This is a genomic window from Vibrio satsumensis (assembly GCF_050337435.1).
In the GTDB taxonomy this organism is placed as follows: Bacteria; Pseudomonadota; Gammaproteobacteria; order Enterobacterales; family Vibrionaceae; genus Vibrio; species Vibrio satsumensis.
In genome coordinates, this window is sequence record NZ_JAKJSX010000004.1 from 308,101 (window position 1) to 330,231 (window position 22,131).

18 protein-coding genes are annotated in these 22,131 nt (G+C 44.7%); 10 read left to right on the forward strand and 8 right to left on the reverse strand.

All coding sequences use genetic code 11. From position 1 onward, the window contains the following. The first annotated feature begins 318 nt into the window (after positions 1–318). On the forward strand, positions 319–1,887 hold the full coding sequence (locus L4C44_RS04380) for an EAL domain-containing protein (protein WP_428804461.1): 1,569 nt from the start codon (positions 319–321) through the stop codon (positions 1,885–1,887). A 108-nt stretch (positions 1,888–1,995) separates the two neighbouring features. On the opposite strand, the gene L4C44_RS04385 is transcribed toward L4C44_RS04380, so the two are convergent. Next, positions 1,996–2,895: a LysR substrate-binding domain-containing protein gene (locus L4C44_RS04385; protein WP_146490147.1), complete on the reverse strand. Its 900-nt coding sequence runs from the start codon at positions 2,893–2,895 to the stop codon at positions 1,996–1,998. A gap of 139 nt (positions 2,896–3,034) precedes the next feature. Here L4C44_RS04385 and L4C44_RS04390 point away from each other — a divergent pair, with 139 nt between their 5' ends. After that, positions 3,035–3,883: a DMT family transporter gene (locus L4C44_RS04390; RefSeq protein WP_146490146.1), complete on the forward strand. Its 849-nt coding sequence runs from the start codon at positions 3,035–3,037 to the stop codon at positions 3,881–3,883. A gap of 180 nt (positions 3,884–4,063) precedes the next feature. On the opposite strand, the gene L4C44_RS04395 is transcribed toward L4C44_RS04390, so the two are convergent. Further along, positions 4,064–4,543, reverse strand: coding sequence for an Sbal_3080 family lipoprotein (locus L4C44_RS04395; protein ID WP_428804462.1), 480 nt, complete (start codon positions 4,541–4,543; stop codon positions 4,064–4,066). A gap of 194 nt (positions 4,544–4,737) precedes the next feature. Between L4C44_RS04395 and L4C44_RS04400 the strand changes: the two genes are divergently transcribed. Together L4C44_RS04400 and L4C44_RS04405 are read left to right on the forward strand one after the other, a co-directional pair. Continuing rightward, positions 4,738–5,136 (forward strand): hypothetical protein, encoded by a 399-nt coding sequence (locus L4C44_RS04400; RefSeq protein WP_428804463.1) that lies wholly within the window; start codon positions 4,738–4,740, stop codon positions 5,134–5,136. 148 nt (positions 5,137–5,284) lie between these two features. After that, entirely contained in the window at positions 5,285–5,569 is a 285-nt protein-coding gene (locus L4C44_RS04405) for a type II toxin-antitoxin system TacA family antitoxin (protein WP_372385155.1), read from the forward strand. A gap of 72 nt (positions 5,570–5,641) precedes the next feature. On the opposite strand, the gene L4C44_RS04410 is transcribed toward L4C44_RS04405, so the two are convergent. From L4C44_RS04410 to L4C44_RS04430, 5 genes are all read right to left on the reverse strand, one after another. Beyond that, a complete protein-coding gene (locus L4C44_RS04410; RefSeq protein WP_372385156.1) occupies positions 5,642–6,523 on the reverse strand; it encodes an NAD-dependent epimerase/dehydratase family protein in 882 nt (293 codons plus the stop codon). A gap of 152 nt (positions 6,524–6,675) precedes the next feature. Next, positions 6,676–7,164 carry a GNAT family N-acetyltransferase gene (locus L4C44_RS04415; protein ID WP_146490143.1) on the reverse strand — a complete coding sequence of 163 codons (489 nt, stop codon included), beginning with the start codon at positions 7,162–7,164 and terminating at the stop codon, positions 6,676–6,678. 161 nt (positions 7,165–7,325) lie between these two features. Next, complete coding sequence (locus L4C44_RS04420; RefSeq protein ID WP_146490142.1) at positions 7,326–7,679, reverse strand: DUF6404 family protein; 354 nt, start codon at positions 7,677–7,679, stop codon at positions 7,326–7,328. Positions 7,680–7,842: 163 nt separating this feature from the next. Further along, the gene (locus L4C44_RS04425; RefSeq protein WP_428804464.1) at positions 7,843–8,541 is read right to left on the reverse strand and encodes a hypothetical protein; all 699 of its coding nucleotides are present in this window, start codon (positions 8,539–8,541) and stop codon (positions 7,843–7,845) included. A gap of 338 nt (positions 8,542–8,879) precedes the next feature. After that, positions 8,880–11,462, reverse strand: coding sequence for a molybdopterin oxidoreductase family protein (locus tag L4C44_RS04430; protein ID WP_146490138.1), 2,583 nt, complete (start codon positions 11,460–11,462; stop codon positions 8,880–8,882). 472 nt (positions 11,463–11,934) lie between these two features. On the opposite strand from L4C44_RS04430, the gene nirB reads away from it, so the two are divergent. The 4 genes from nirB (at position 11,935) to L4C44_RS04450 (ending at position 18,567) form a co-directional block, all read left to right on the forward strand. After that, a complete protein-coding gene (gene nirB / locus L4C44_RS04435; RefSeq protein ID WP_428804465.1) occupies positions 11,935–14,517 on the forward strand; it encodes a nitrite reductase large subunit NirB in 2,583 nt (860 codons plus the stop codon). A gap of 140 nt (positions 14,518–14,657) precedes the next feature. Continuing rightward, entirely contained in the window at positions 14,658–15,002 is a 345-nt protein-coding gene (gene nirD, locus L4C44_RS04440; protein WP_372385164.1) for a nitrite reductase small subunit NirD, read from the forward strand. A 142-nt stretch (positions 15,003–15,144) separates the two neighbouring features. Beyond that, positions 15,145–16,614 carry a NarK family nitrate/nitrite MFS transporter gene (locus L4C44_RS04445; protein WP_428804466.1) on the forward strand — a complete coding sequence of 490 codons (1,470 nt, stop codon included), beginning with the start codon at positions 15,145–15,147 and terminating at the stop codon, positions 16,612–16,614. A gap of 162 nt (positions 16,615–16,776) precedes the next feature. Next, the gene (locus L4C44_RS04450; protein ID WP_428804467.1) at positions 16,777–18,567 is read left to right on the forward strand and encodes a bifunctional protein-serine/threonine kinase/phosphatase; all 1,791 of its coding nucleotides are present in this window, start codon (positions 16,777–16,779) and stop codon (positions 18,565–18,567) included. Between the two features lie 50 nt (positions 18,568–18,617). On the opposite strand, the gene cra is transcribed toward L4C44_RS04450, so the two are convergent. Then, positions 18,618–19,622 carry a catabolite repressor/activator gene (gene cra, locus L4C44_RS04455; RefSeq protein WP_428804468.1) on the reverse strand — a complete coding sequence of 335 codons (1,005 nt, stop codon included), beginning with the start codon at positions 19,620–19,622 and terminating at the stop codon, positions 18,618–18,620. A gap of 384 nt (positions 19,623–20,006) precedes the next feature. On the opposite strand from cra, the gene fruB reads away from it, so the two are divergent. Both fruB and pfkB read left to right on the forward strand, forming a co-directional pair. Continuing rightward, entirely contained in the window at positions 20,007–21,140 is a 1,134-nt protein-coding gene (gene fruB / locus L4C44_RS04460) for a fused PTS fructose transporter subunit IIA/HPr protein (RefSeq protein ID WP_136996423.1), read from the forward strand. Positions 21,141–21,149: 9 nt separating this feature from the next. Beyond that, the gene (pfkB, locus tag L4C44_RS04465; protein ID WP_428804469.1) at positions 21,150–22,127 is read left to right on the forward strand and encodes a 1-phosphofructokinase; all 978 of its coding nucleotides are present in this window, start codon (positions 21,150–21,152) and stop codon (positions 22,125–22,127) included. The last annotated feature ends 4 nt before the right edge of the window (positions 22,128–22,131 follow it).

A 22,131-nucleotide genomic window follows, 5' to 3' on the forward strand; every position in this document is an offset into this window, starting at 1 on the left:
TAAAACGCAAGGCTTAATCACCTTGCGTTTTTCGATCTTATACCGTTAAATCTTCATTCTAACGATTTAATGGTCTAACAAAGCGGTGATTTGCTGCATCTCATCTACTTCATAAACTTAGGCTCTAGCAACACAGCGCCCTACTAAACTTTCTAGAGGTGTATAACATTCTGATTTATAAAGTAAGAGCAGAAAATGCTCTATTTCAATAAATAACACATGCGTGCATTCACAATATTTATTATTACTCTTGCTACATAATCGTTAAATTTATAAATTAAATCGAATGCTCATCCAATCGGTAACGCTTTTCCAACTATGGATATTAAGTACCAACATTTTGCCAAGACCACATTCTACTTTGCCATTTCTTTCATTTTGTCGATGGCATTACTCATACCTTTTACACCGTCTCACTACAATGCGTTAACCGAAGAGTCTTCACAGCTAGTGGAAACAAGGCTTGAAGAAATCCAGGTGAGGTTTGACCGTTTTCTCTTAGGGATCACACCCGATCTATCTTGCGATACCATCGTGACCGAGCTTCGTCAAAATGTATTCAATGCCGATTGGGTAAAAGAAGCCGCCGTATTCAATGAATACAACCGCTTTTATTGCTCAACCACGGATGGTGATGTGTCGTTTCGCTTATATAGCACCATTCGAGAAAGGCTCAATGAAGATCCAAATTTAACCACTCTGTCTTACTCGAGTGCAGCGATTACTAAAGTACAATCCATCATGCTCATTTTCTCGAACAAAGAAGAAGCCGGGGTGAGCCTTATGATACCGCCACACTTCATCTACGACCTTGTAGAATCGAGCCTGAGTAGCCATGGTATAAACTCTAAGGTTGAAGTGATTAAAAGAGATATCCACCCTACCGATCCCGGCTCATATTTCGCAGAAGTACGCATACAATCAGATGCCTACCCGTTGGCCATTACCTCCTACATCGGACACCAGTACTACATACACTTCCTCATGAGCTTTTCATGGTTTGGATTTCTCATGGCGGGAATCACCACTATCTGCCTGCTCTCTGCTAAACACAAAAAGCAGAGCCAGCGTAGCTTAGAGTATTCACTTTCAAGCGCGCTAAAAAACAAACACCTACATGTACACATGCAACCCATCGTTAACCAAAACACCAACGAGATCGTCGGCTGTGAGTCACTATTACGATGGAACGACCCCATTGAAGGTAACGTCTCCCCTGCCATTTTCATACCGCTTGCTGAAAGCTTAGGCTTGATTGAAGAACTGACCTACTTCGTATTACGCAAAGTATTAATAACATTGAAAAACAATCAAGATGTATTTGAGTCAAAGTACATTAGCGTCAACATCAGCCGAAACGTCGTGTCTAACAGTAACTTCTCTAACAATGTGCTTAGCATATTTAAAAGACACCCTGAGATTCTCAAACAGGTGGTATTTGAAGTAACAGAGGATGGTGAATGTTCTGATGCCGACATGGTCAAAATTAGAGACAACCTAACCAAACTATCGAACATGGGCGTAAGAGTCGCGATTGATGACTTTGGTACTGGTTACGCAGGGTTAGACTTTGTTAGGCAATTCCCGTTCAGCATTCTCAAAATTGATCGTGTATTCGTGAAAAACATTTCAGACGAGTCCAGCCTTGGTATCCCTTTGCTTGAATCCATGCTGCAACTTTCTCAAACTCTGGGCATGCAAGTTATCGTTGAAGGTGTCGAGTACGAATCCCAAGTGAACATCTTGTCTAAACTGGGCGTCGATTATATTCAAGGCTTCTATTTTTATAAGCCAATGCCGATAAACCTGACCGTCAGCTTACTCAGACAGCAGCACATGACCACGAACTATAGCGATCAAATCTTGTCCACCTCAACACCAGAATAGAAATAAGTATAAGAACCTTGTTCACGCCCCTAAAATACATGCGTGGTATCTAGATACCACGCATGTGTATGAACGTGAGCGGTTTCTTTCAACGCTACGTTTCACTGTTTACTCATAATCAAAGCATTGCTGTTTAAGCCAATGGCCTAGAGTCTTGATTTCAAACTGCTTAGCTCTCGACTTTTTGTAGACAAAATACATATTGTCGCCAGTCGGCAAATCGTGCATTGGGATACGAACCAAGTTTTGTTGAAGATCTTGGTCGTTAAGAAAGTAGTCGTTCAGGAACGCAATACCTTGATGGTATTTCACGGCCTCGGCGGCCAGTACCATGTGGCTGAATTGGCTAATTTTCACATCCTTTGGCAAGCTGAAACCACCACGTTCACACCACTGAATCCAATCTTTCGCTTCACCGCCGTCCTTAAAGATTGAACTTACTGAAAGTAACTGCTGATCCCATAGTGCCTCTGGCAAAGGTTTATCTTCGATTCTCTGCCACACCTTTTGGCTACAGAACGGATAGAGCTGCTCTTTGTATAGGAAGTCACTAACGTAGTTTTTCTTTGGCGGGTAGGCAGTGATAAAGCAGTCGGCTACTTGATCCGAAAACTCAGGCTCATCGGCCACCATACTTAACGTTAAATCAATTTCTGGATGCTGCTGGCGTAAGTTTTCGAGCCTAGGCACCAACCATTTCACCGCCAGAGAACTGTACATTGCAATCCGAATTTTGCCACTGTCACCTTCGCGGATCTGGTAGCTGGCTTGCGCGATATTCTGCAATGAATGGGACACCTCTTCATAGTAACGCTCTCCTATCGGGGTGAGCGATAAACGCCTTCCCTGACGCACAAACAAGGTTTCACCTAAGTATTCCTCAAGCAAGCGAACCTGATGACTCACCGCACTTTGAGTAACATGAAGCGCTATAGCCGCTTGAGAAAAGCTATTAAAACGAGCGACCGATTCGAAACATTGTATTGATCTCAAAGGGGGTAATTTCATTATTAGCTCAACTCATACTAAGTGAATTTATATCATTATATATGAAACGATTTTATGCATTAAGATTACGCCATCACATTTATTCACTTTCTTTTTAACTCACACTGAACACGCGTCAGTCAATGATAGGAGCTTCTTCATGCCTACAATGTCTGTTGGAATGGCAATGAGTTTACTCATTGTCGGCAATCTCATTGCGGTTTTCTCTGATGCCTTAATTAAAACCTTGGGTGAAGACATTGCTGTGTTTCAATTTGTCTTCTTCAGACAGCTAACTGCCGTGTTAATCCTTCTGCCTTTTTGTTTTGGCGTGAGTAAAAAGAGTTTCACCGACGGGCTGAAATGGCATGCCCTGCGCGCGCACATATGGTTACTGGGGGCAATCTTTATGGTGTTTGCCATCAATGCCATGCCATTGGCCACCGCCAACGCGATTTTCTACGCCGCACCTTTGATGATGCTGCCGTTAGCCTTGGTATTTTTCAAAGAGCAACTCAACCGCTACTCAGTTGCTGCTGGAATATTCGGCTTTATGGGCGTTCTGGTCATCATTCGCCCGACAGAGATCGATTGGGCGGCCATTGCAGCGCTTATCGTGGCGTTAACTATTGCCAGTAATAACTTGTTAATTCGCAAACTTCCGAAGCATCAAACCGTGGCACAAACGTTGTTGTTAACCAATTTAGCAGGCGTTCCTGCATCACTTGGGCTCGCCATTTGGGAAGGCCGTGAATGGGATTGGTCACCGCTTATCACTGCCGCAGGTTCAAGCAGCTTTATCCTCATCTACGCGGCGATATGTGTCGTCACTTACCGCTCGGCAGAAAGCAATAAAATCGCCAGTGCTGAATACAGCGGCTTACTCGGAGCGGTGGGAGTTGGGTTGGTCTGGTTTGGTGAAATGCCTGATATTGCAATGGCGATTGGCACTGCGATGATCATACTGCCGCTCATCTGGCTGGCTCGAAATGAAAAGAAGCAAAGCTAACAAAGTTTATTGATACCAGACCTGAATACTAAGCCAAATGAGTAAGGTATCACTTCAGACAAGATCTTTAATTAATATGAGCGATGTGAAGCCGTAACTGTAAAAGCAACGACTTCACATCTTCGTCTCTTCGAGCAGAGCTTAAAGAGAATAAAGGGGTTAACTAGTAAGCCAATTAGACTAGTTCGTCGCTTTTGAATCTGATGAATTGGCCGCTTTTGTCGCTTCTTCAGCGGTTTTCTTACCAAATACCGTATCCATCATAAAACCAATACGCTTAGATCCATTGCCGAACTTATTCGGGTTAGCCGTATATGGAACTTTAAACTCTACTTCACCGACTCTTTGCCCGTTCTGATAGGCATTGATCTCCGCTTGCTTTAAGAACAACGCTAAGTCCCAGCCCCAATGGCCTTCATACTCCAATGTTAGCTTATCAAGATCGTGCTGCGACTTATCTGGTACGACGGTGTAGGTATAATCATTATCTTGCAGCCATGTTTCCATGGTATTTAAAAACCCTTCACGTGTTTCGGCATCTTTAACAATAACAACATCCACTTCAGTCGTAGGTTCTGGAATCGCGCTTCCTGTGTAACGAGGGGCTCCACAACCAGCCAAAATTAAAACCGAAAGCGATAATAGTAGGTATTTTTTCACGTTATATATCCATTAATAATTAACTACATGAATGATACCACATCAAAAAAATGACATATTATATAAACAAAGGTTAATCAGACATTCCTTGTTACATAAGTCACTGAAAAACCGCGAAAGAAAACACAATAGCCATAGGTCTCCTTTGATGAACATTTAACGTCATCGCATCTTGAATACACAAAAGGAATATCATGGAAAAGACACTTCAAACCAAATTGGCGACAAGCCTATTGCTGCTGAGAGTCGGCATTTTTATCGTCTTCTTGTTCTGGGGCTTAGATAAGATCCTTGTCCCTGAACACGCGACAAAAGTACTGTCTGGTTTTTATGGCATCGACATCTCGGACAACGCGATGATGGCGCTGGGTGTCGCGCAGCTCGGCTTTTTAGGCGCATTCGTGGTTGGCATGTGGAAGAAGTACACCTACGGTGCGGTTTTGGTCTTGCATGCAGGTTCCACCTTCGCTTCTTTCGCTAAATACATGGACCCATTCAATAACCTACTTTTCTTTGCCTCTTGGCCAATGCTCGCTGCCTGTGTCGCACTCTTCTTACTGCGCGACTACGACACTTACAGCGTTTCCAACTAACACAAAGGGCGCCTGTTGGCGCCCTGTTTGGTTGTCTTGATTCTTAAACGTTTGTTGGCTTGAGTGCCAAAGTGACACAGAATTGCTTATTGCACACTTTAAGACCATAACACCCATGTGACACTTTGACACAACAGGAGATAACATTATGGCTACTACCTTGCCTCGCATCACCGCTAGAGTTGATGTCGATACACAAGATTTACTAACTAAAGCAGCCGCGATCGCCGGCATGTCTAGTATTGACTCATTTGTACTAAGCGCTGCAGTTGAAAAAGCGAAACAAGTCATCGAACGTGAACAAACTTTAAAACTGAGCCAAGCTGATGCTATGTTGCTAATGGATGCTTTAGACCGTCCTGCAACACAGAACTCAAAACTAAAAGCAGCTTCTGAACGATACGAGAGCGTAACGCTATACAAAAGCCTCTAAAAGCCACTTTAATCACTAAAACCAACGCATCGCCAAAATGCCACGCGTTACGAATCTGTCTTAAAAGCTTTATTAGCTGAGTTTCAAAACTGGTAATACTTCAGCGGTTTCAGTATCTAGCATTTCTAAAATACTTTCAAAACCATGTATAGGAGACCAACCTAATTTCTCACGTGCGGACGACGAATCATATACGCGATCTAAGCTTTGAGGTAATTGCCAGCTTCTTTGTTGAAATGCTAGCGCGATTTCTGGGCACTTATGTGTGATAACAGCTCCAGCTTCATTATATAGAGCTTCACAATCAGAAAAATGAAAAGGCGTTGCACCTGAGATTATAAAACGATTAAAACCGCTTAAGCGTTTTTCCACAGCACATAAATGAGCATTTGCTACATCGCGAGCATCAATACCACGAGTCAGGCGAAATATAGCCATTAAATCCGCAGGCTCAGGAAAGCATCTCGACATTTGCAACACAGTCACTGGAAGCTGAAACAGATTTGAAATTTCTTCTAGCTTAGTTTCAGCCGCAATTTTACTTTTATGATAAATCGACTTGGGTTTTGGGGTAACTTCCTCATCAATCCAACCTGCAATACTTTTAGGTGTCGAGGCATAGCCGTATAACGCGGTTGTACTGGTAAAAATAAAGTGCTTAACACCTGCTTTTACGCCAGCCAAAGCCAATTTCTCAGTCGCATCTACGTTGATAGATGTAAACTCTGAATCAGGTACTAAACCAACATGAGGAGCATGAAGAGCTGCTGTATGAACGATGACATCAATATTTTCAAGAACCCCATCAATCAGAGCGCTATCACGGATATCACCAATATAATCGGCTGTTGAGCAAGGTGTTTTATCAATGCCGACTACGTCATGTGTTCGCATTAATTTAATATAAATTGCACGCCCGACCCTACCCGCAGAGCCTGTTACCAATATTCTCATTACGACACCTTACTAATGATTAACCTCAAAGCAGCTAACGCCGGATTAAGGTGTGAGCAACGCAATACCGATGCCACCGCATACCACCTTAAACACTAAACGCAACGCATAGTAAAAATGCCACGCGTTGCGAATCACTCTTAAACAGTTTGTTATGTTGAGGCTATATCACCTATTTTTTTAGACATGTTGAAGCCCGTAATGGCAAAACCTACAGCTTGGTATAGTTTGAGGGCTCGTTCATTATGATAAGCAACCCTCAACTTAATTTGTTCAACACCGCATTCTTGCAACTGTTTTTCTAATTCAGATATCGCCGCTGTTCCATAACCACAACCTCTATATTCACTCGACACGTAAAAGTCGTATATAAAAGTAGACTTGTCAGTAACATTAACGGAATGCCATAAATATCCAACTAAGCACTGTTGTCCATTCAATTCGCTTTCGATACAAAGCAACGAATGCTCTTTCCCCTCCAACCCGTTCGGAAAACAACGATGAAGATCTTTTTTTGCCAACTCAATGGCAAGCTCCATTGAGTGCCCATAGTTTTGAGCAATTTCTCGACTATAATCGTCAATAAAGTACTGACAATAATCAGGATACTCTTCTTGACGCATTTCCCTCAGTACAACCATACATTCCTTCCAATAGGATAAATTCAATCCGCAACATAACGCCGTCTTAAGAGGTGAGCGACGCCATAGCCTCGACAAGCCACCTTAAACACTAAAGCTGAATTTAAACGAAATTCGCCAAGCGTTGCGAATCCTTCTTAAATACTTGTTAGATTTTGGGGCTATTCTCCCAAAGAACTCCACTCCGACAGATTCAATTGCTTTCGTCTAACAAAGTAAAATGTCGCCATAATTAGCCCAAACAAAACACCACCAATCAGAGACATATAGACAGCTTCGAGAACTGGCTTATCTGCTTTACTCCAAACCACAAACCAATTTAAAACACCCCAAACAGGAGCGAACATGATGGCTGAAATAATCCAGTTGTCCATGAAGGTCTGATAATAAGGCGGCGGGAAGTTAAGTCCCATTTTGCATAGTAACTTGGCTATTGGTGGATTGTAATTCGACTTCCAAACACCTTTATCATTGAGCTCTTTATGTGCAAATTGGAGCTTCGTTTGATAATCCATGATATCCCCTCAATTCAATTTGACCGCGGAAAAACCTAACGCCGCGTTAAGTGGTGAGCAACGCAGACCACTGCACCTAAAGTATTGTGCCGTAAACACTAAATTCAAAGCAAACTAAAAATGCCGAGCGTTGGGAATCCGTCTTAAACGCTTTGTTAGTACACTATATTTCGTCTAATTCAAACTTCATTTGCTGTTTTAACGCCTCACGTGCCCTTAGCACTTGGGCACCACTTGAAACAAGTTGCTCCTGAAGTGGCTTAACTAAACTTTTGTCGAGAATAAATTCGGGAGTCCCCATAAATTTAAGCATTGCAACAGAGTCTTCATATGACTGTTTTATTTTTTCTGAAAAACTATCAAGAAGAGCATCTACCTCTGGAGAGGCGATTAATCGTATACTGTTTGACTCGGTATTAACCTTAATTTGCTCTTCATTTAATTCATTAAACAAGAGCATAATTTCATGATTAAAATCTAGTAGGCTCTTGTTTGCAGTGTCCTGACACCCAGAAATTTGCCCAGCTAACAGACGCTGGTTCATTTGAGGAAAGCGTTCCACAAATACTGAATTGCACTTCGAGTTAAACTCATCGATCAATCTAAAGTACTTAGAAAACTGAGCTCGTTTATCTTCGTATTTGAATTTGCGCTTTTCTATATCGAGTTGGTGTTGTTTTTTAATACTTTCTAGCTCATTAGTGTGCTTGGCAACGATCTGTTGCTTCAAGGTTTCCAATGACTCAATGTCCTCTTTGAGAGCTTTGTTTACCCCCTTGGCTTTGGTGTAAGCGGTAAAATAAAGTGACAATGCTCCAATTAAAAACGCCAAAGCATGGCTAAAAACTAACGATAAATCCATCAAATACTGAACCTTTTCATAGTGTACTAACAGCTATATTAGACAGAATAATTCTGCATTTTGTCTCTGAAACAATTCTGTCTAGTAATCTAAACCGTTCAGGCCAAGCCCAATAACTCATTTAATAACATCATCTTACCTACTTATCTTCGTATCAAACATGACGAAAAGCAGATATTTTCCATATAGTTTCGGAAAAATGCAGAAAAACGCCCAATGTATGAGTAAACCGCAGTTCAGGCTATGAAGGGTGTATCTTGGAAACCGTGTTTTCAAACACAAACGCCGACATGATTGTCGGCGTTTTTGCTATAGTTATGGTGAGTGAGAGGTAGTAACTACTTCGCCAATGTACTCAAAAACTCGGCTTCGAACTCTTCATCGGCTTCTCGGGTTAAGCACTCCACCAGCCAGTCGATGCTTTGATGGTCGAGCTTGCAGTTCACCACAAAGGCTTGCTTCACACCAAATTGATCCAGCTTGGCAGAACCATAATTCTTGAACGATTTATTGCCGTGGTAATGGAGTGATTTAATCGCATCCGTGTTTGGTTCTGGTAAGGCATCAAGGGTGTTGGCAAGCTGAATCACCAACTCCATTGGGTTCTTAGATGAAGATATACGATACAGAAAACCGCCCTCTACTCTTTGACGTACCCAGTAATCAAAGCCGCTGCAATCCATCACTTTGTCGCTGACCAGTGCGGCTTCACTGCGATAACCACACGGCTCTACCACAACAGGTGTGTGTTTGAATTCTGGCTGGCCTGATGCGGCATCGGTATGAGGCAAAATCAGGTCACATGGTTTGCTATCTTTGGCGGTTGGGGCATTCCAGTGAATTGGCATGAAGACTTGTTCTCGGCGCATCTCTTTGGTCACCACTAATCGAGCTTGGCATTCGCCTTGTGCACTGCGCACTTTCACTACTGGATTAATAGTGGTGTGATTGAAGGCATCTAGCCCAAACTCATCTAAACCAAGTGCAGCGACCGTGTCTGGGTGCATGGCAACAAAAGGTTCGGGTGTATGCTCACCTAAGCCAGCAGCCAAGCCAGTTCGGCTCATGGTGTGCCATTGATCTCGGATTCGCCCTGTGTTCATGATGAGTGGAAATTCGACACTGGTATCAGCAATCGGCTTATCGTGTTCAACCGCAATAAACTGCGCCTTGCCAGATTCAGTAAAGAACTCGCCATTGGTAAACATGCGCTGTTCAATGATCTCTGGTTGATACTCAAGTACTGGCCACTGCTGTGGAGTCAGCTCGCCATAGCCTTTTTCATCCAGTTTGGTTAATCCAATTAAGCACAAATCGCGCGCTTTGCCCGTTTCATTGCCGAGCGCTGTCATCTCGCTATACTCTTTGAAGATCTCGCCTTCGTGGCGGTAATCAAACTGTTCATTGAATCCCATTTTTTGCGCGACTTCTTTTAAGATCCACCAATCCGGTTTGGCTTCTCCAGGGCTCGGTAATATACGGCGCTGACGTGAGATTCGACGCTCAGAGTTAGTCACAGTGCCGGACTTTTCACTCCACCCCTGCGCAGGCAACACCACATCAGCCAAACGTGTGGTTTCCGTATCGGCAATGCAGTCCGACACCACCACAAACGGACACATCTCTAATGCGGTTTTGATTTTCTCGCTGTCAGGCAAACTCACCACTGGATTGGTTGCCATGATCCACACAGCTTTTATCTTGCCCTCATTCATGGCATCAAACAGGTCGATCGCTTTCAACCCTGCATGAGTGGCTAAGCTGTCGGTCTGCCAAAATTCGCTCACGGTTTGGTGTGATTGCGGATCACCAAATTCAAAGTGTGCCGCTAAGGTATTGGCTAAACCGCCTACTTCACGCCCACCCATCGCGTTCGGTTGGCCTGTGACAGAGAATGGACCCATGCCCGGCTTACCGATTTTCCCGGTCGCTAAATGGCAGTTAATAATGGCGTTTACCTTGTCGCACCCTTGGGTGGATTGGTTTACGCCTTGAGAGTAGATGGTAAGTACTTTCTCGTTAGATGCGAACAACTGGTAGAACTGTTCGAGTTGTTGCTCGCTAAGCCCCGTCAGTTCAGGAACGCTTTTTTTGCCCCAGCCTGATTCGGTATAACGGTAATCTGTGGCTGTTCGTATCGCTTCAGTAAAACCTTGGGTGTGTTTTTCAATGTAATCAGCATCGAGTTTGTCGTTGTCATCTAAGTACGCTAGCAAACCATTGAACAGCGCCACGTCTGAGCCTGACTCCAATGCCAAGTGTATATCAGCAATTTCACAGGTGTCGGTGTAACGCGGGTCGATGACGATCACTTTCAATGCAGGGTTGGCTTGTTTCGCGGCTCTTAGCCTTTGGAAAAGTACCGGGTGACACCATGCTAGGTTGGAGCCTGTAATCACGACTAGATCGGCTTGCTCGAGATCTTCATAACAGACAGGTACTGTGTCTGCGCCAAATGCTCGCTTATGCCCGACCACGGTTGAAGCCATGCAAAGGCGAGAGTTACTGTCGATGTTGCCACTGCCGATGAAGCCTTTCATCAGTTTATTGGCAACATAATAGTCTTCGGTAAGCAGCTGACCAGAAACATAGAACGCAACCGAATCGGCCCCAAATTCTTCGATGGTTTGATTGAATTTGTCTGCGACCAACTGAGTGGCACTGTTCCAATCCAGCTCTTGTTTTTGCTCATTCTGAATATGAGCAGGCTGTGTTAGGCGTCCTAAAGGCGTGACGGTATCACCAAGCGCAATCCCTTTAGTGCATAGTTTTCCATAGTTTGATGGATGATCTTTATCACCACGTACTTCTAGTTTTCCTAACGATGTCGGTCTCGCTTCTATTCCACACCCTACACCACAATAAGCACAGGTTGATTTTATCCAGCCGCTGTTTGAATCGGTCATCCGTTTCTCGCTCAATTATCCATAATTGTAATAACTCAAACCAAGCAAATAGCACGCCACTTAATACCAGTCGACCAAATTGAAATATTTCCAATTAAAAACAACAACTTAATTAAAGATAAAATATCAACGCTGAACAAAATCGAACTTAACCAAGATAGAAACTTAATTTTTGCACCATCTTGCGGAAAGTTGCACCACAAACGCTCATTTATATAAATCTAACAAAAATTTTACATACCACTTTAGGGGTAATTACGTGCCACCTTAAATTTTTAAATATCTGAAATATATAGATTAAATTTTATTTAAATGAACAACTCGCAATCTGGCACCCTCCTTGCTCCACTAAAAACCAAGACTTAGAAAAAACATTTTTGTTTTTCTTAATGATTATGAATTGAGTGGAATCTCAACCCGGTATTCATCTGCTAACGACTAGAAATTAGATGCTAGTGATGGTGATGCCGAGAATAAGGAATGGATTATGAGCAAGAAGAAAATCGTCGTTGTTGGTAACGGCATGGTTGGACACAAATTTATCGACAACATCCTGCAATCAGACAGTGATGAGTTTGATGTAATTACTTTTAGCGAAGAGCCAAGGCTAGCGTACGACCGTGTTCAGCTCACCGCCTACTTTAATGGTAAAACCGCTGATGACTTGTCATTAACCAGTGAAGAGTATTACCAAAGCAACGGCGTGAACTACTTGTTGAACCAGAAAGTCGCCAAGCTAGACACAGCCAATCAACAAGTCATCACTGAGAGTGGTCATGTTGAAAGTTACGACAAGCTAATCTTGGCGACGGGCTCTTTTCCTTTTGTTCCTCCTATTCCCGGTAACGACCAAGAACACTGTCACGTTTATCGTACTATCGAAGACTTAGACGCCATCGAGCTTTCAAGCAAGAGCAGCAAATCAGGCGTGGTCATTGGTGGGGGTCTGCTTGGCTTAGAAGCCGCAAACGCAGTCAAAAACCTTGGCTTAGAAACCCATGTGGTTGAATTCGCGCCTCGCCTAATGGCCGTTCAATTAGATGACGGTGGCGGCGCCCTACTGCGCAGAAAAATTGAAGACCTTGGTGTGCAAGTTCATACCGAGAAAGCAACCTCTGAAATTGTGGCAGGCGAAACCTCTCGCTACCGCATGAACTTCGCGGATGGCACCCATTTAGAAACCGATATGATCGTGTTCTCGGCAGGTATTCGCCCTCAAGATGAGCTTGCAAGAAGCTCTGATGTCGAGATTGGCGAACGTGGCGGTATTGTCATCAACAACCACTGTCAGACCAACATCGATAACGTCTACGCCATTGGTGAATGTGCGCTTTGGGACAACAAGATCTTCGGCTTAGTAGCCCCTGGTTATTCCATGGCAAAAATCGCGGCTTCGCATATTGTCTCTGACGGCACTGACGAGTCTGAATTCACTGGCGCAGACATGAGCACCAAGCTCAAGCTACTGGGTGTAGACGTAGCCAGTATTGGTGAAGTACACGGCAAGACGGAAGGCGCTCAGTCGTATACCTATAACGATGAAATCGAACAAGTTTATAAGCGCCTGATCATCTCAGCTGACGGTACAAAGATTGTCGGTGCAGTATTGGTTGGTGACGCAGAAGCCTATGGCTCGCTACTGCAAATCAAGCAAAACGATATGCCCCTTCCTGAAAACCCATCGGTACTGATTTTACCTAACTTGGCGGATGATTCAGGTTCGGCAATGGGTGTTGAAGCTCTGCCAGACAGCGCTGTGATCTGTTCATGTTTTGATGTGACCAAAGGCGACATTAAAGACGCGGTATCTGCTGGCTGCACCACCATGGCAGCACTGAAAGAAACCACCAACGCCTCAACCGGTTGTGGCGGTTGTTCTGCTCTTGCTAAACAGGTTCTGGATAGTGAGCTAAGTAACCTAGGTGTTGAAGTCTCTAACGATATTTGTGAGCACTTTGCTTATTCTCGCCAAGAACTCACTGACATCATCCGCGTCAACAAAATTAAGACCTTTGATGAGCTGTTAGATTCTCACGGAAACGGACTAGGTTGTACCGTATGTAAGCCAGCAGTCGGTTCAATTTTGGCTTCTTACTGGAACGATTACATCCTCGAAGATCAACACATCGAACTGCAAGACACCAACGACATCTACCTCGGTAACATGCAAAAAGATGGCACCTACTCTGTGGTACCACGTATTGCTGGCGGTGAAATCACACCAGATAAGTTAATCGTGCTTGGCGAAGTCGCAAAAGAGTTCGACCTGTATACCAAAATCACAGGTGGTCAACGTGTCGACTTGTTTGGCGCGCAACTTAACGAACTGCCAATCATCTGGAAAAAGCTGATCGATGCAGGTTTTGAAACTGGCCATGCCTACGGTAAATCAGTACGTACCGTGAAATCGTGTGTCGGTAGCACTTGGTGTCGATACGGTGTCGACGACAGTGTTGGCTTAGCGATTAGACTCGAGAACCGCTACAAAGGCTTACGCTCGCCACACAAGATCAAGTTTGCGGTTTCTGGCTGTACTCGTGAATGTGCAGAAGCTCAATCGAAAGACTTTGGCATTATCGCTACCGACAAAGGCTGGAACCTCTACATCTGTGGTAACGGCGGTATGCGTCCTCGCCATGGTGACCTTTTTGCTACCGACCTTGATGAAACCACTCTGCTGCAATACATCGACCGCATTCTGATGTTCTACACACGTACCGCGGATCGCCTACAGCGTACATCGGTATGGATGGAAAACCTTGAAGGCGGCATCGAATACCTCAAACAAGTCGTGATTGAAGACAAGCTCAACGTTGCTGAAGAACTTGAAGCCGATATCGCCCTCAACATCGAAAAATACCAGTGTGAATGGAAAACGACCATCGAAAACCCTGAAAAGATGAAACGCTTCCAGCACTACATCAACAGCGAAGAAATGGACACTAGCCTGTCATTCATCAAAGAACGAGAGCAACGCTTTCCAAAGCCAAGTTTGAGTGATTCTTCGAATACAAAACGCGATACAAAGCTGACTAAAGCAGACCAAATCGAAGTCACGGAAGTTTCATAAGCCGAATGGACGTGTGAGTGAATCAGTAACAACGAAACCCAATATCGATAGTCGACAGTGGCGCAGCCCAAGAAAACTGCTGTCGGCTATCACCCTAATTAAATTGATTATTAGCTTTATGTTTTGACTAGGAGAAAGTCATGGAAAATTGGACAACCGTATGCAGCACCCGGGAGTTAACCCCAAATGGTGGAATTTGCGCCAAAGTAGACGATAACCAAGTGGCTATTTTTTACTGCAAGCGCAGCGACACGCTTTATGGGCTCTCTAATTACGACCCTATCGGCAAGGCGAATGTTATGTCACGTGGTATAATTGGTTCATTAAGCGGTGAGCCTTACGTAGCCTCGCCCTTATATAAGCAGCATTACCACTTAGAAACTGGCGCGTGCCTTGAACAACCCGATCTCAAGCTCGTGAAATTTGAAGTTCGCAAGCAAGGAGAGCAAGTACAGGTTCTCGCACCGCTTGCTATCGCCAGTTAACTAAACGCCGACATCATCATGTAAACGCTTTATAGGCGTGAGCAATTTCGGCATAGGGTTTAGCCACATGAATGCGTTCGAATTTCGGAAGTAACGCACGAGCTAAAACCGGGTAATTTTCCAGATTTAAAGGATTTAAACCATGGATAACACAAAATTTTCGCTGCTTTCATTTACGGGTAAGATGAAAACCTTACACCTAAGTTGGATGGCCTTTTTTATCACCTTTGTAGTGTGGTTCAACTTTGCTCCACTACTGCAAATGGTAAAAACGTCGCTTGGCCTTTCCACTGAAGAGATCAAAACACTCCTTATTCTCAACGTTGCCTTAACCATTCCAGCGCGTGTCGCGATTGGTATGTTAACCGACCGATACGGCCCTAGATTGGTCTACTCTTCGCTACTCGCGATCTGTTCAATCCCTTGTTTTATGTTTGCTATGGCAGACTCTTTCATTCAAGCGGCGATTGCACGTTTCCTATTAGGCTTCATCGGTGCAGGCTTCGTGGTCGGTATTCGTCTTGTGTCTGAGTGGTTCCCACACAATGAACTGGGTACGGCTGAAGGTATTTACGGCGGCTGGGGTAACTTCGGTTCAGCAGCGGCAGCATTTACACTTCCAACTCTCGCTCTAGCATTTGGTGGCGAAGACGGCTGGCGTTATGCGGTCGGTATTACTGGCCTTATGAGCTTAGCGTTCTCGTTTATCTTCTACAAAAATGTATCGGATACACCAAAAGGTTCGACTTACTTCAAGCCAGCTCAAGTAACGGCAATGGAAGTGACATCAAAGGGTGACTTTTTCTTCCTACTCATTATGAAGATCCCGATGTATGCCGCTTTAGCGCTACTGACATGGAAGCTATCACCAAGCAACATCAACATGTTGTCTGACATGGCGGTATATTCAGTGTATGCAGGTTTAGCCGCACTTTACGTGTACGAAGTGTCGCAAGTTTGGAAGGTAAATAAGAACGTATTCAAAGAAGAAGTACCAGAAATTCACAGATACAAATTCAAGCAAGTTGCTGTGTTGAACGTGTTGTATTTCGCGACATTTGGTTCTGAACTGGCTGTTGTTTCTATGCTGCCACTGTTCTTCTCTGAAACCTTTGAATTAACGCCGGTTCTTGCAGGTATGGTTGCATCGGCTTATGCCTTTATGAACCTAATGTCTCGCCCAGGTGGCGGTTGGATTTCAGATAAGTTTGGTCGTAAACCAACACTGCTTATTCTTACGATTGGTCTTGCTGTGGGTTACTTTGCAATGGGTCAAGTCGACAGCACATGGCCAGTATGGTTAGCAGTTGTTGCGGCAATGGCGTGTTCTTTCTTCGTGCAAGCGGGTGAAGGTGCGGTGTTTGCAACAGTGCCACTGATTAAACGTCGTATGACAGGCCAAATTGCAGGTATGACCGGGGCTTACGGTAACGTGGGTGCGGTAGTTTACCTAACGGTACTTTCGTTCGTAAGTTACCAAACCTTCTTCTTAGTGATTGCAGGAACAGCGGTACTAGGCTTCGTTACTCTGATGTTCATGGAAGAGCCTAACGGTCAAATTGCTGAAGTGAATGACGACGGTAGCGTGACCTTAATTAACGTATCGAGCTAACCACTCATTGAATCGGGAGAAGCACCAAGGTTGGTATCACCGCTTTGGTGCTTCGTTCAGAAGCTCTACGTTCACTAGAGCTTTTGTTCTTTCTCAGATGTGCTCTCAAGCAGATGAGAAAACGGCCAGTTAAGAAGAAGACAGTTAAGAAGCAGACCAGTTATGACGATTTCATTCAGCCAAGGGCAAGTCATCACGCCTGAATCCAATAATCAGCTTATGCTTAAGTTTGGTGGTTATTCCAATAAAGGCGTACGTGATGAAAACCAAGACGCCATCATTGTAAAGCACCCTAAGACTCGTGCAGAGCAAGAGCTAAAAGGCAGTGTTGCTTGTATAGCCGACGGCGCAAGTTGCAGTGAGCACGGCCAAAAAGCTAGTCACACTAGCGTGATGCAGTTTATCGACGACTATTACGCCACGCCCAATAGCTGGAGCATTCAGCGTTCAGCGCAAAAAGTCCTAACCTCGCTCAACTCTTGGCTGTTCAACACTTCTGTTTCTAATATTCATCCCGCACAACAAGTTAACCACAATGCGCTCGTTTCCACCTTTAGCAGCGTGATATTGAAATCGAACACCGCGCATATATTCCATGTGGGTGACAGTCGAATTTACCTATTAAGAGATGGTGAACTGCGCCAACTTACTCGAGACCATACTCGTAAAACCATGGGGCAGAAGCATTACCTGACGCGAGCTTTAGGTATGGATAATCAGCTCAACGTTGACTATCAAGCCTTGCCAATCAAGAAGAATGATTGCTTCATCCTCACATCGGATGGTGTGCATGAGTTTGTCTCGCCCAACACATTCAAGGAACATATCGACAAACCCGGCGTTGATTTCGAACACGCTGCACAAACGATCTGTAATACCGCTTTAAGCTACAACAGTTCAGACAACGTAAGCTGCTTGATTGTGCAAGTTAACCACCTACCTAAGCCTTCGCTGATTGAATTCCATGAAAAACTGGCTAAACGTGCCATCCCACCCGCTTTAAAACTCGGGCAAAGTATCGACAACTTTATGGTACTTGAGGTGTTGTATGCAGGCTCAAGAAGCCATGTGTATCGTGTTATGCAGAAAGAGACACAAACCGAGTTCGTGCTAAAAGTCCCTTCCGTTCAATACCACGATAGCCCTGCTCAACTTAGAACCTTCTTCAACGAACAATGGGCTGGCATCTTGCTCAACAACAAACGCGTCATGAAGGTTTATCCGACACCAGAGCATTCGCAATTCTTATATCAAATCTGCGAATGGGTCGAAGGCATCACGCTAAGACAATGGATGTACGATAATCCAAAACCGTCACTAAACGAAGTGCGCGAAATCTTAGAAAAGATCACGCAAGGTATTCGAGTATTACAACGCGCTGACATGGTGCACCGAGACTTAAAGCCCGAGAACATCATGATTCAACGTGATGGTGAGATTAAAATCATCGACCTTGGTGCGGTGCTGGTGAGAGGCCTTGAAGAGGGAGAGCTCACCGACAAGGACGACACGCCATTAGGCGCGGTCAATTATATTGCTCCAGAAACCATCAAGCACAATACGGCGACCACAAGTTCAGATTTGTTCTCTATCGCAGTGATCGGCTATGAGATGCTCACGGGTACATTGCCCTACTCTGAGATGACGGCACAATCGCTTAATCAATCTCGTCACCATCGATGGGAATATCAGCCCATCACACAAAAGCGGTCTGACTTACCAAGTTGGGTGGATTTGGTGTTACAAAAAGCCAGTGCGGAATCGCCAAGCGAACGTCATCAAGTGTTGGGGGATTTTGTCGCTGACCTTTACACACCGAACCAAAGCTTGGTAAAAAGCAAAGCCAAGCAACCTTTAATAAACCGAAACCCAATCCAGTTTTGGAAAGTGTTGGCCTTGTTGCTCGGCATTGTTGCCATTGTAGAAATGGGCTTATTACTGAGTACGAGTTAAATCCAAGTTCGAGCTAAACGCGAGGCTTCTAGCTAACTGTAAAGCTCGAGTTAGCCTCGTCTAACTAAGCTTCTCGGCACTAGCTCAATACCAGCTTGGTAACGCTTAGCCGACGCATTTAATGCCAAAGCAAAAGCACTATCGGCAATCACTTCGAATTGCTGCGGAAGTGAATGGACTTTGAAAGGCAAAAAATCCAATAATCGGTTATCACCAAAGGTTGCTAGTTTCACTTGATTGATCAGCTCTGGCTTTTCAACCATCACATCCAGTACACCTTCTAACAAGGTGTAAGACATAGTCACAATCGCATCGGGCACTGTGCCTTTAGCAATCCACTCTTCAAACACTTCTCGACCGGATTCACGATCAAAGTGCTCACCATAACCCACAACCATCGGCTTGTTTTCTGTCAGCCTTGTTTGTTGAGTATGCGCTTTATTTGCGGCTTCAAAACCTAACTGACGTTCGCGTGAGATATTTAAATCAGGCAGTGCACCTATCAAACCAACACTATGAATGCTGTCATCAAGAATCGAATGCGTCAGTTCAAACGCGGCTTCGAAATCTTCACTGATCACGCAGGCAAAGTGTTCATCGTCTAACGGACGGTCAATTGCAATCACTGGCGTGCCCGAGCTTTGCAGCTTCAAGTAGAACTCGTTGGCGTCTGGCATTGAGCTTGCCACCAGCAAGGCATCAATACGACGGCTCACCAACGCTTCTGCTACTTTACGTTCGGTTTCTGCATCGTCATCAGAGCAACCGATCAGGATTTGATAACCCACTTTACGTGAGTTCTGCTCTATCAATTTTGCTAAACGCGCGTAACTGCTGTTTTCCAGATCAGGAATAATCAAACCAAATGAACGGCTATTACCAGCACGCAGCGACGAAGCAGCATGGTCTGGACGGTAGTTATACTCTTCGACAACTGCCATGACTTTCTGCTGAGTCTTCTCACTGATTCTGTATTTCTGCGCCTTGCCATTAATCACATAACTGGCTGTGGTTTTCGACACACCGGCTAGTTTGGCAATCTCATCTAGTGTCATATGGGTGACCTGTATTTTGTGCGTAGGATCATATAACCAATCTTCTGATCCTTGGATTAGTTGAATTATATGCTGAATCGATTCAGTATAAAAGCTGAAAGGATTCAGCAAAATCTGAAAAGTGACTTCAATCATCCTTTTGAATGGATTGAGCGTCATTTGCCGTGATTCAACTTCTCGTTATTAACGAAACTGAAATTACGACAAGCAGCAAAACTATTTTGAAAACCAAAATCGGCTTTGCTGAATTTTTTTACACTGAATGCTGAACCGATTCAGCTAGGATAAAACAAAGAGCAAGCAACGAGTAAAGCTCACTAACATTTGCTCTAGACTGAATCGTAGCGATACACAAATTCTCAAGCGATACGCTAAAGAGGCACCATGCTTAAATTATCAAAATCTGACATCACTCTTGGTCAAACGGCCGATGACAAATTCAAAGCTATCCAGAACATTGCTGGCGACCTAACCGCGAAAGGCTTAGTTGACTCTGGCTACGTTGAAGGAATGCTGAACCGTGAAAACCAGAACTCAACGTTCCTAGGTAACGGCATCGCGATTCCTCACGGTACCACTGACACGCGTGGCCTAGTAAAAGAGACAGGCGTAGCCGTTCACCACTTCCCAGAAGGCATTGATTGGGCAGACGGCAACCGTGTTTACGTAGCAATTGGTATTGCAGCGAAATCTGACGAGCACTTAGGCATCCTTAAGCAACTAACAAAGGTTCTAGCGGCAGACGGCGTTGAAGAGAAATTAAAGCAAGCGAAATCAGAAGACGAAATCATCGCCCTACTTAATGGCGAAGTTCAGCTAGAAGCCGACCTAGACGCTTCTTTAGTTCAGCTACTATTCCCTGCAAGCGACATGGTTCAAATGTCTGCAGTTGCGGGCGGCCTACTTAAGAACACAGGTTGCACAGACAACGCATTCGTTGCTGACCTAGTAACAAAAACACCGACTCACCTAGGCCAAGGCCTGTGGTTGTTGGGCAGCGATAAAGGCGTAACTCGCACTGGTGTATCGTTTGTTTCAACAGCAAACCACTGTGAGTACGAAGGCACACCAGTGAAAGCATTAGTCGCTTTCGCCGCTTGTAACAGCGCGCACCAATCTATTCTGGCAAACCTAAGCAAGATGGTTTTCGAAGGTAAACAGCAACAACTGTTAACGGCTGATATTGCACAAGTAATTGGCCTTCTAAAAGGTGAAGCGGTTTCTACAGCGTCTCAAGACGATGACAACTGCGCAGTATTCAAAATCAAGAATGCACACGGCCTACACGCTCGCCCGGGTGCAATGTTGGTTGCTGAAGCGAAGAAATTCGAATCAACTATCCGCGTTTCAAACCTAGATGGCGACGGAAAAGAAGTGAACGCGAAGAGCTTGATGAAAGTCATCGCACTTGGCGTTAAACACGGTCACCAGCTTCAGTTTGTTGCTGAAGGTGATGATGCAGCACAAGCACTTGAATCGATTGGCAAAGCTATCGCTTCAGGCCTTGGCGAAGGTTAAGGAATCGATATGTCTGATAAACAAATCAAAGCCGTTACCGTTACGCTTAACCCTGCCCTAGACCTGACAGGTGCTATCGACGCACTAAATGTAGGTTCAGTTAGCCTAGTGAACAAAGGCTCACTGCATGCAGCAGGCAAAGGCGTAAACGTAGCAAAAGTACTTTCAGAGCTTGGCGCTAAAGTAACCGTGACTGGCTTCCTTGGTCGCAATAACGAAGAAGCCTTCTGCCAACTGTTTGAACAGATGGGCGCAACTGACCGCTTTATCCGTGTTGATGGCGCAACTCGCATCAACGTAAAACTGGTAGAGAACTCTGGCCAAGTTAGCGACATCAACTTCCCAGGTGTTCCTGTTGATGCTGACGCTGTTAAAGCGTTTGAAGAAACCTTGCTAGAGCTGGCTAAAGACCACGAATACTTCGTGATTGCAGGCAGTTTGCCACAAGGCGTATCGCCAGAGCTTTGCGCTTCTTGGGTACAACGCTTACGAGACCTAGGTAAAAAGGTTTTGTTCGACAGCAGCCGTGACGCACTAAAAGCCGGTATCAATGCTCAGCCTTGGTTGATTAAACCAAACGACGAAGAGCTGTCTCAGCTGTTCAATGCAGAACTGACCACACGTGACCAATGCCAACACGCAGGCCAAGCCCTGAGTGAAAAAGGCATCGATAACATCGTGGTATCACTTGGCGCTGAAGGCGTGATGTGGCTAAACCAAGGTGAATGGTTACATGCTCAACCGCCGCGTATGCAAGTGGTAAGCACAGTAGGCGCAGGCGACACCTTAGTTGCGGGCCTGTGTTGGGGTCACATGCAACAGATGCAAAAACCAGAACTTATTAAATTCGCAACCGCCCTATCTGCTCTAGCAGTTTCACAGGTAGGCGTGGGCATCACCAGCCAACAAGAGCTGGATTCAGTACTACAAAATATCCAATTACAGGCGCTTAGTGCTCCAACTAGCCAGTTAGACACAAGCAAATAGGACA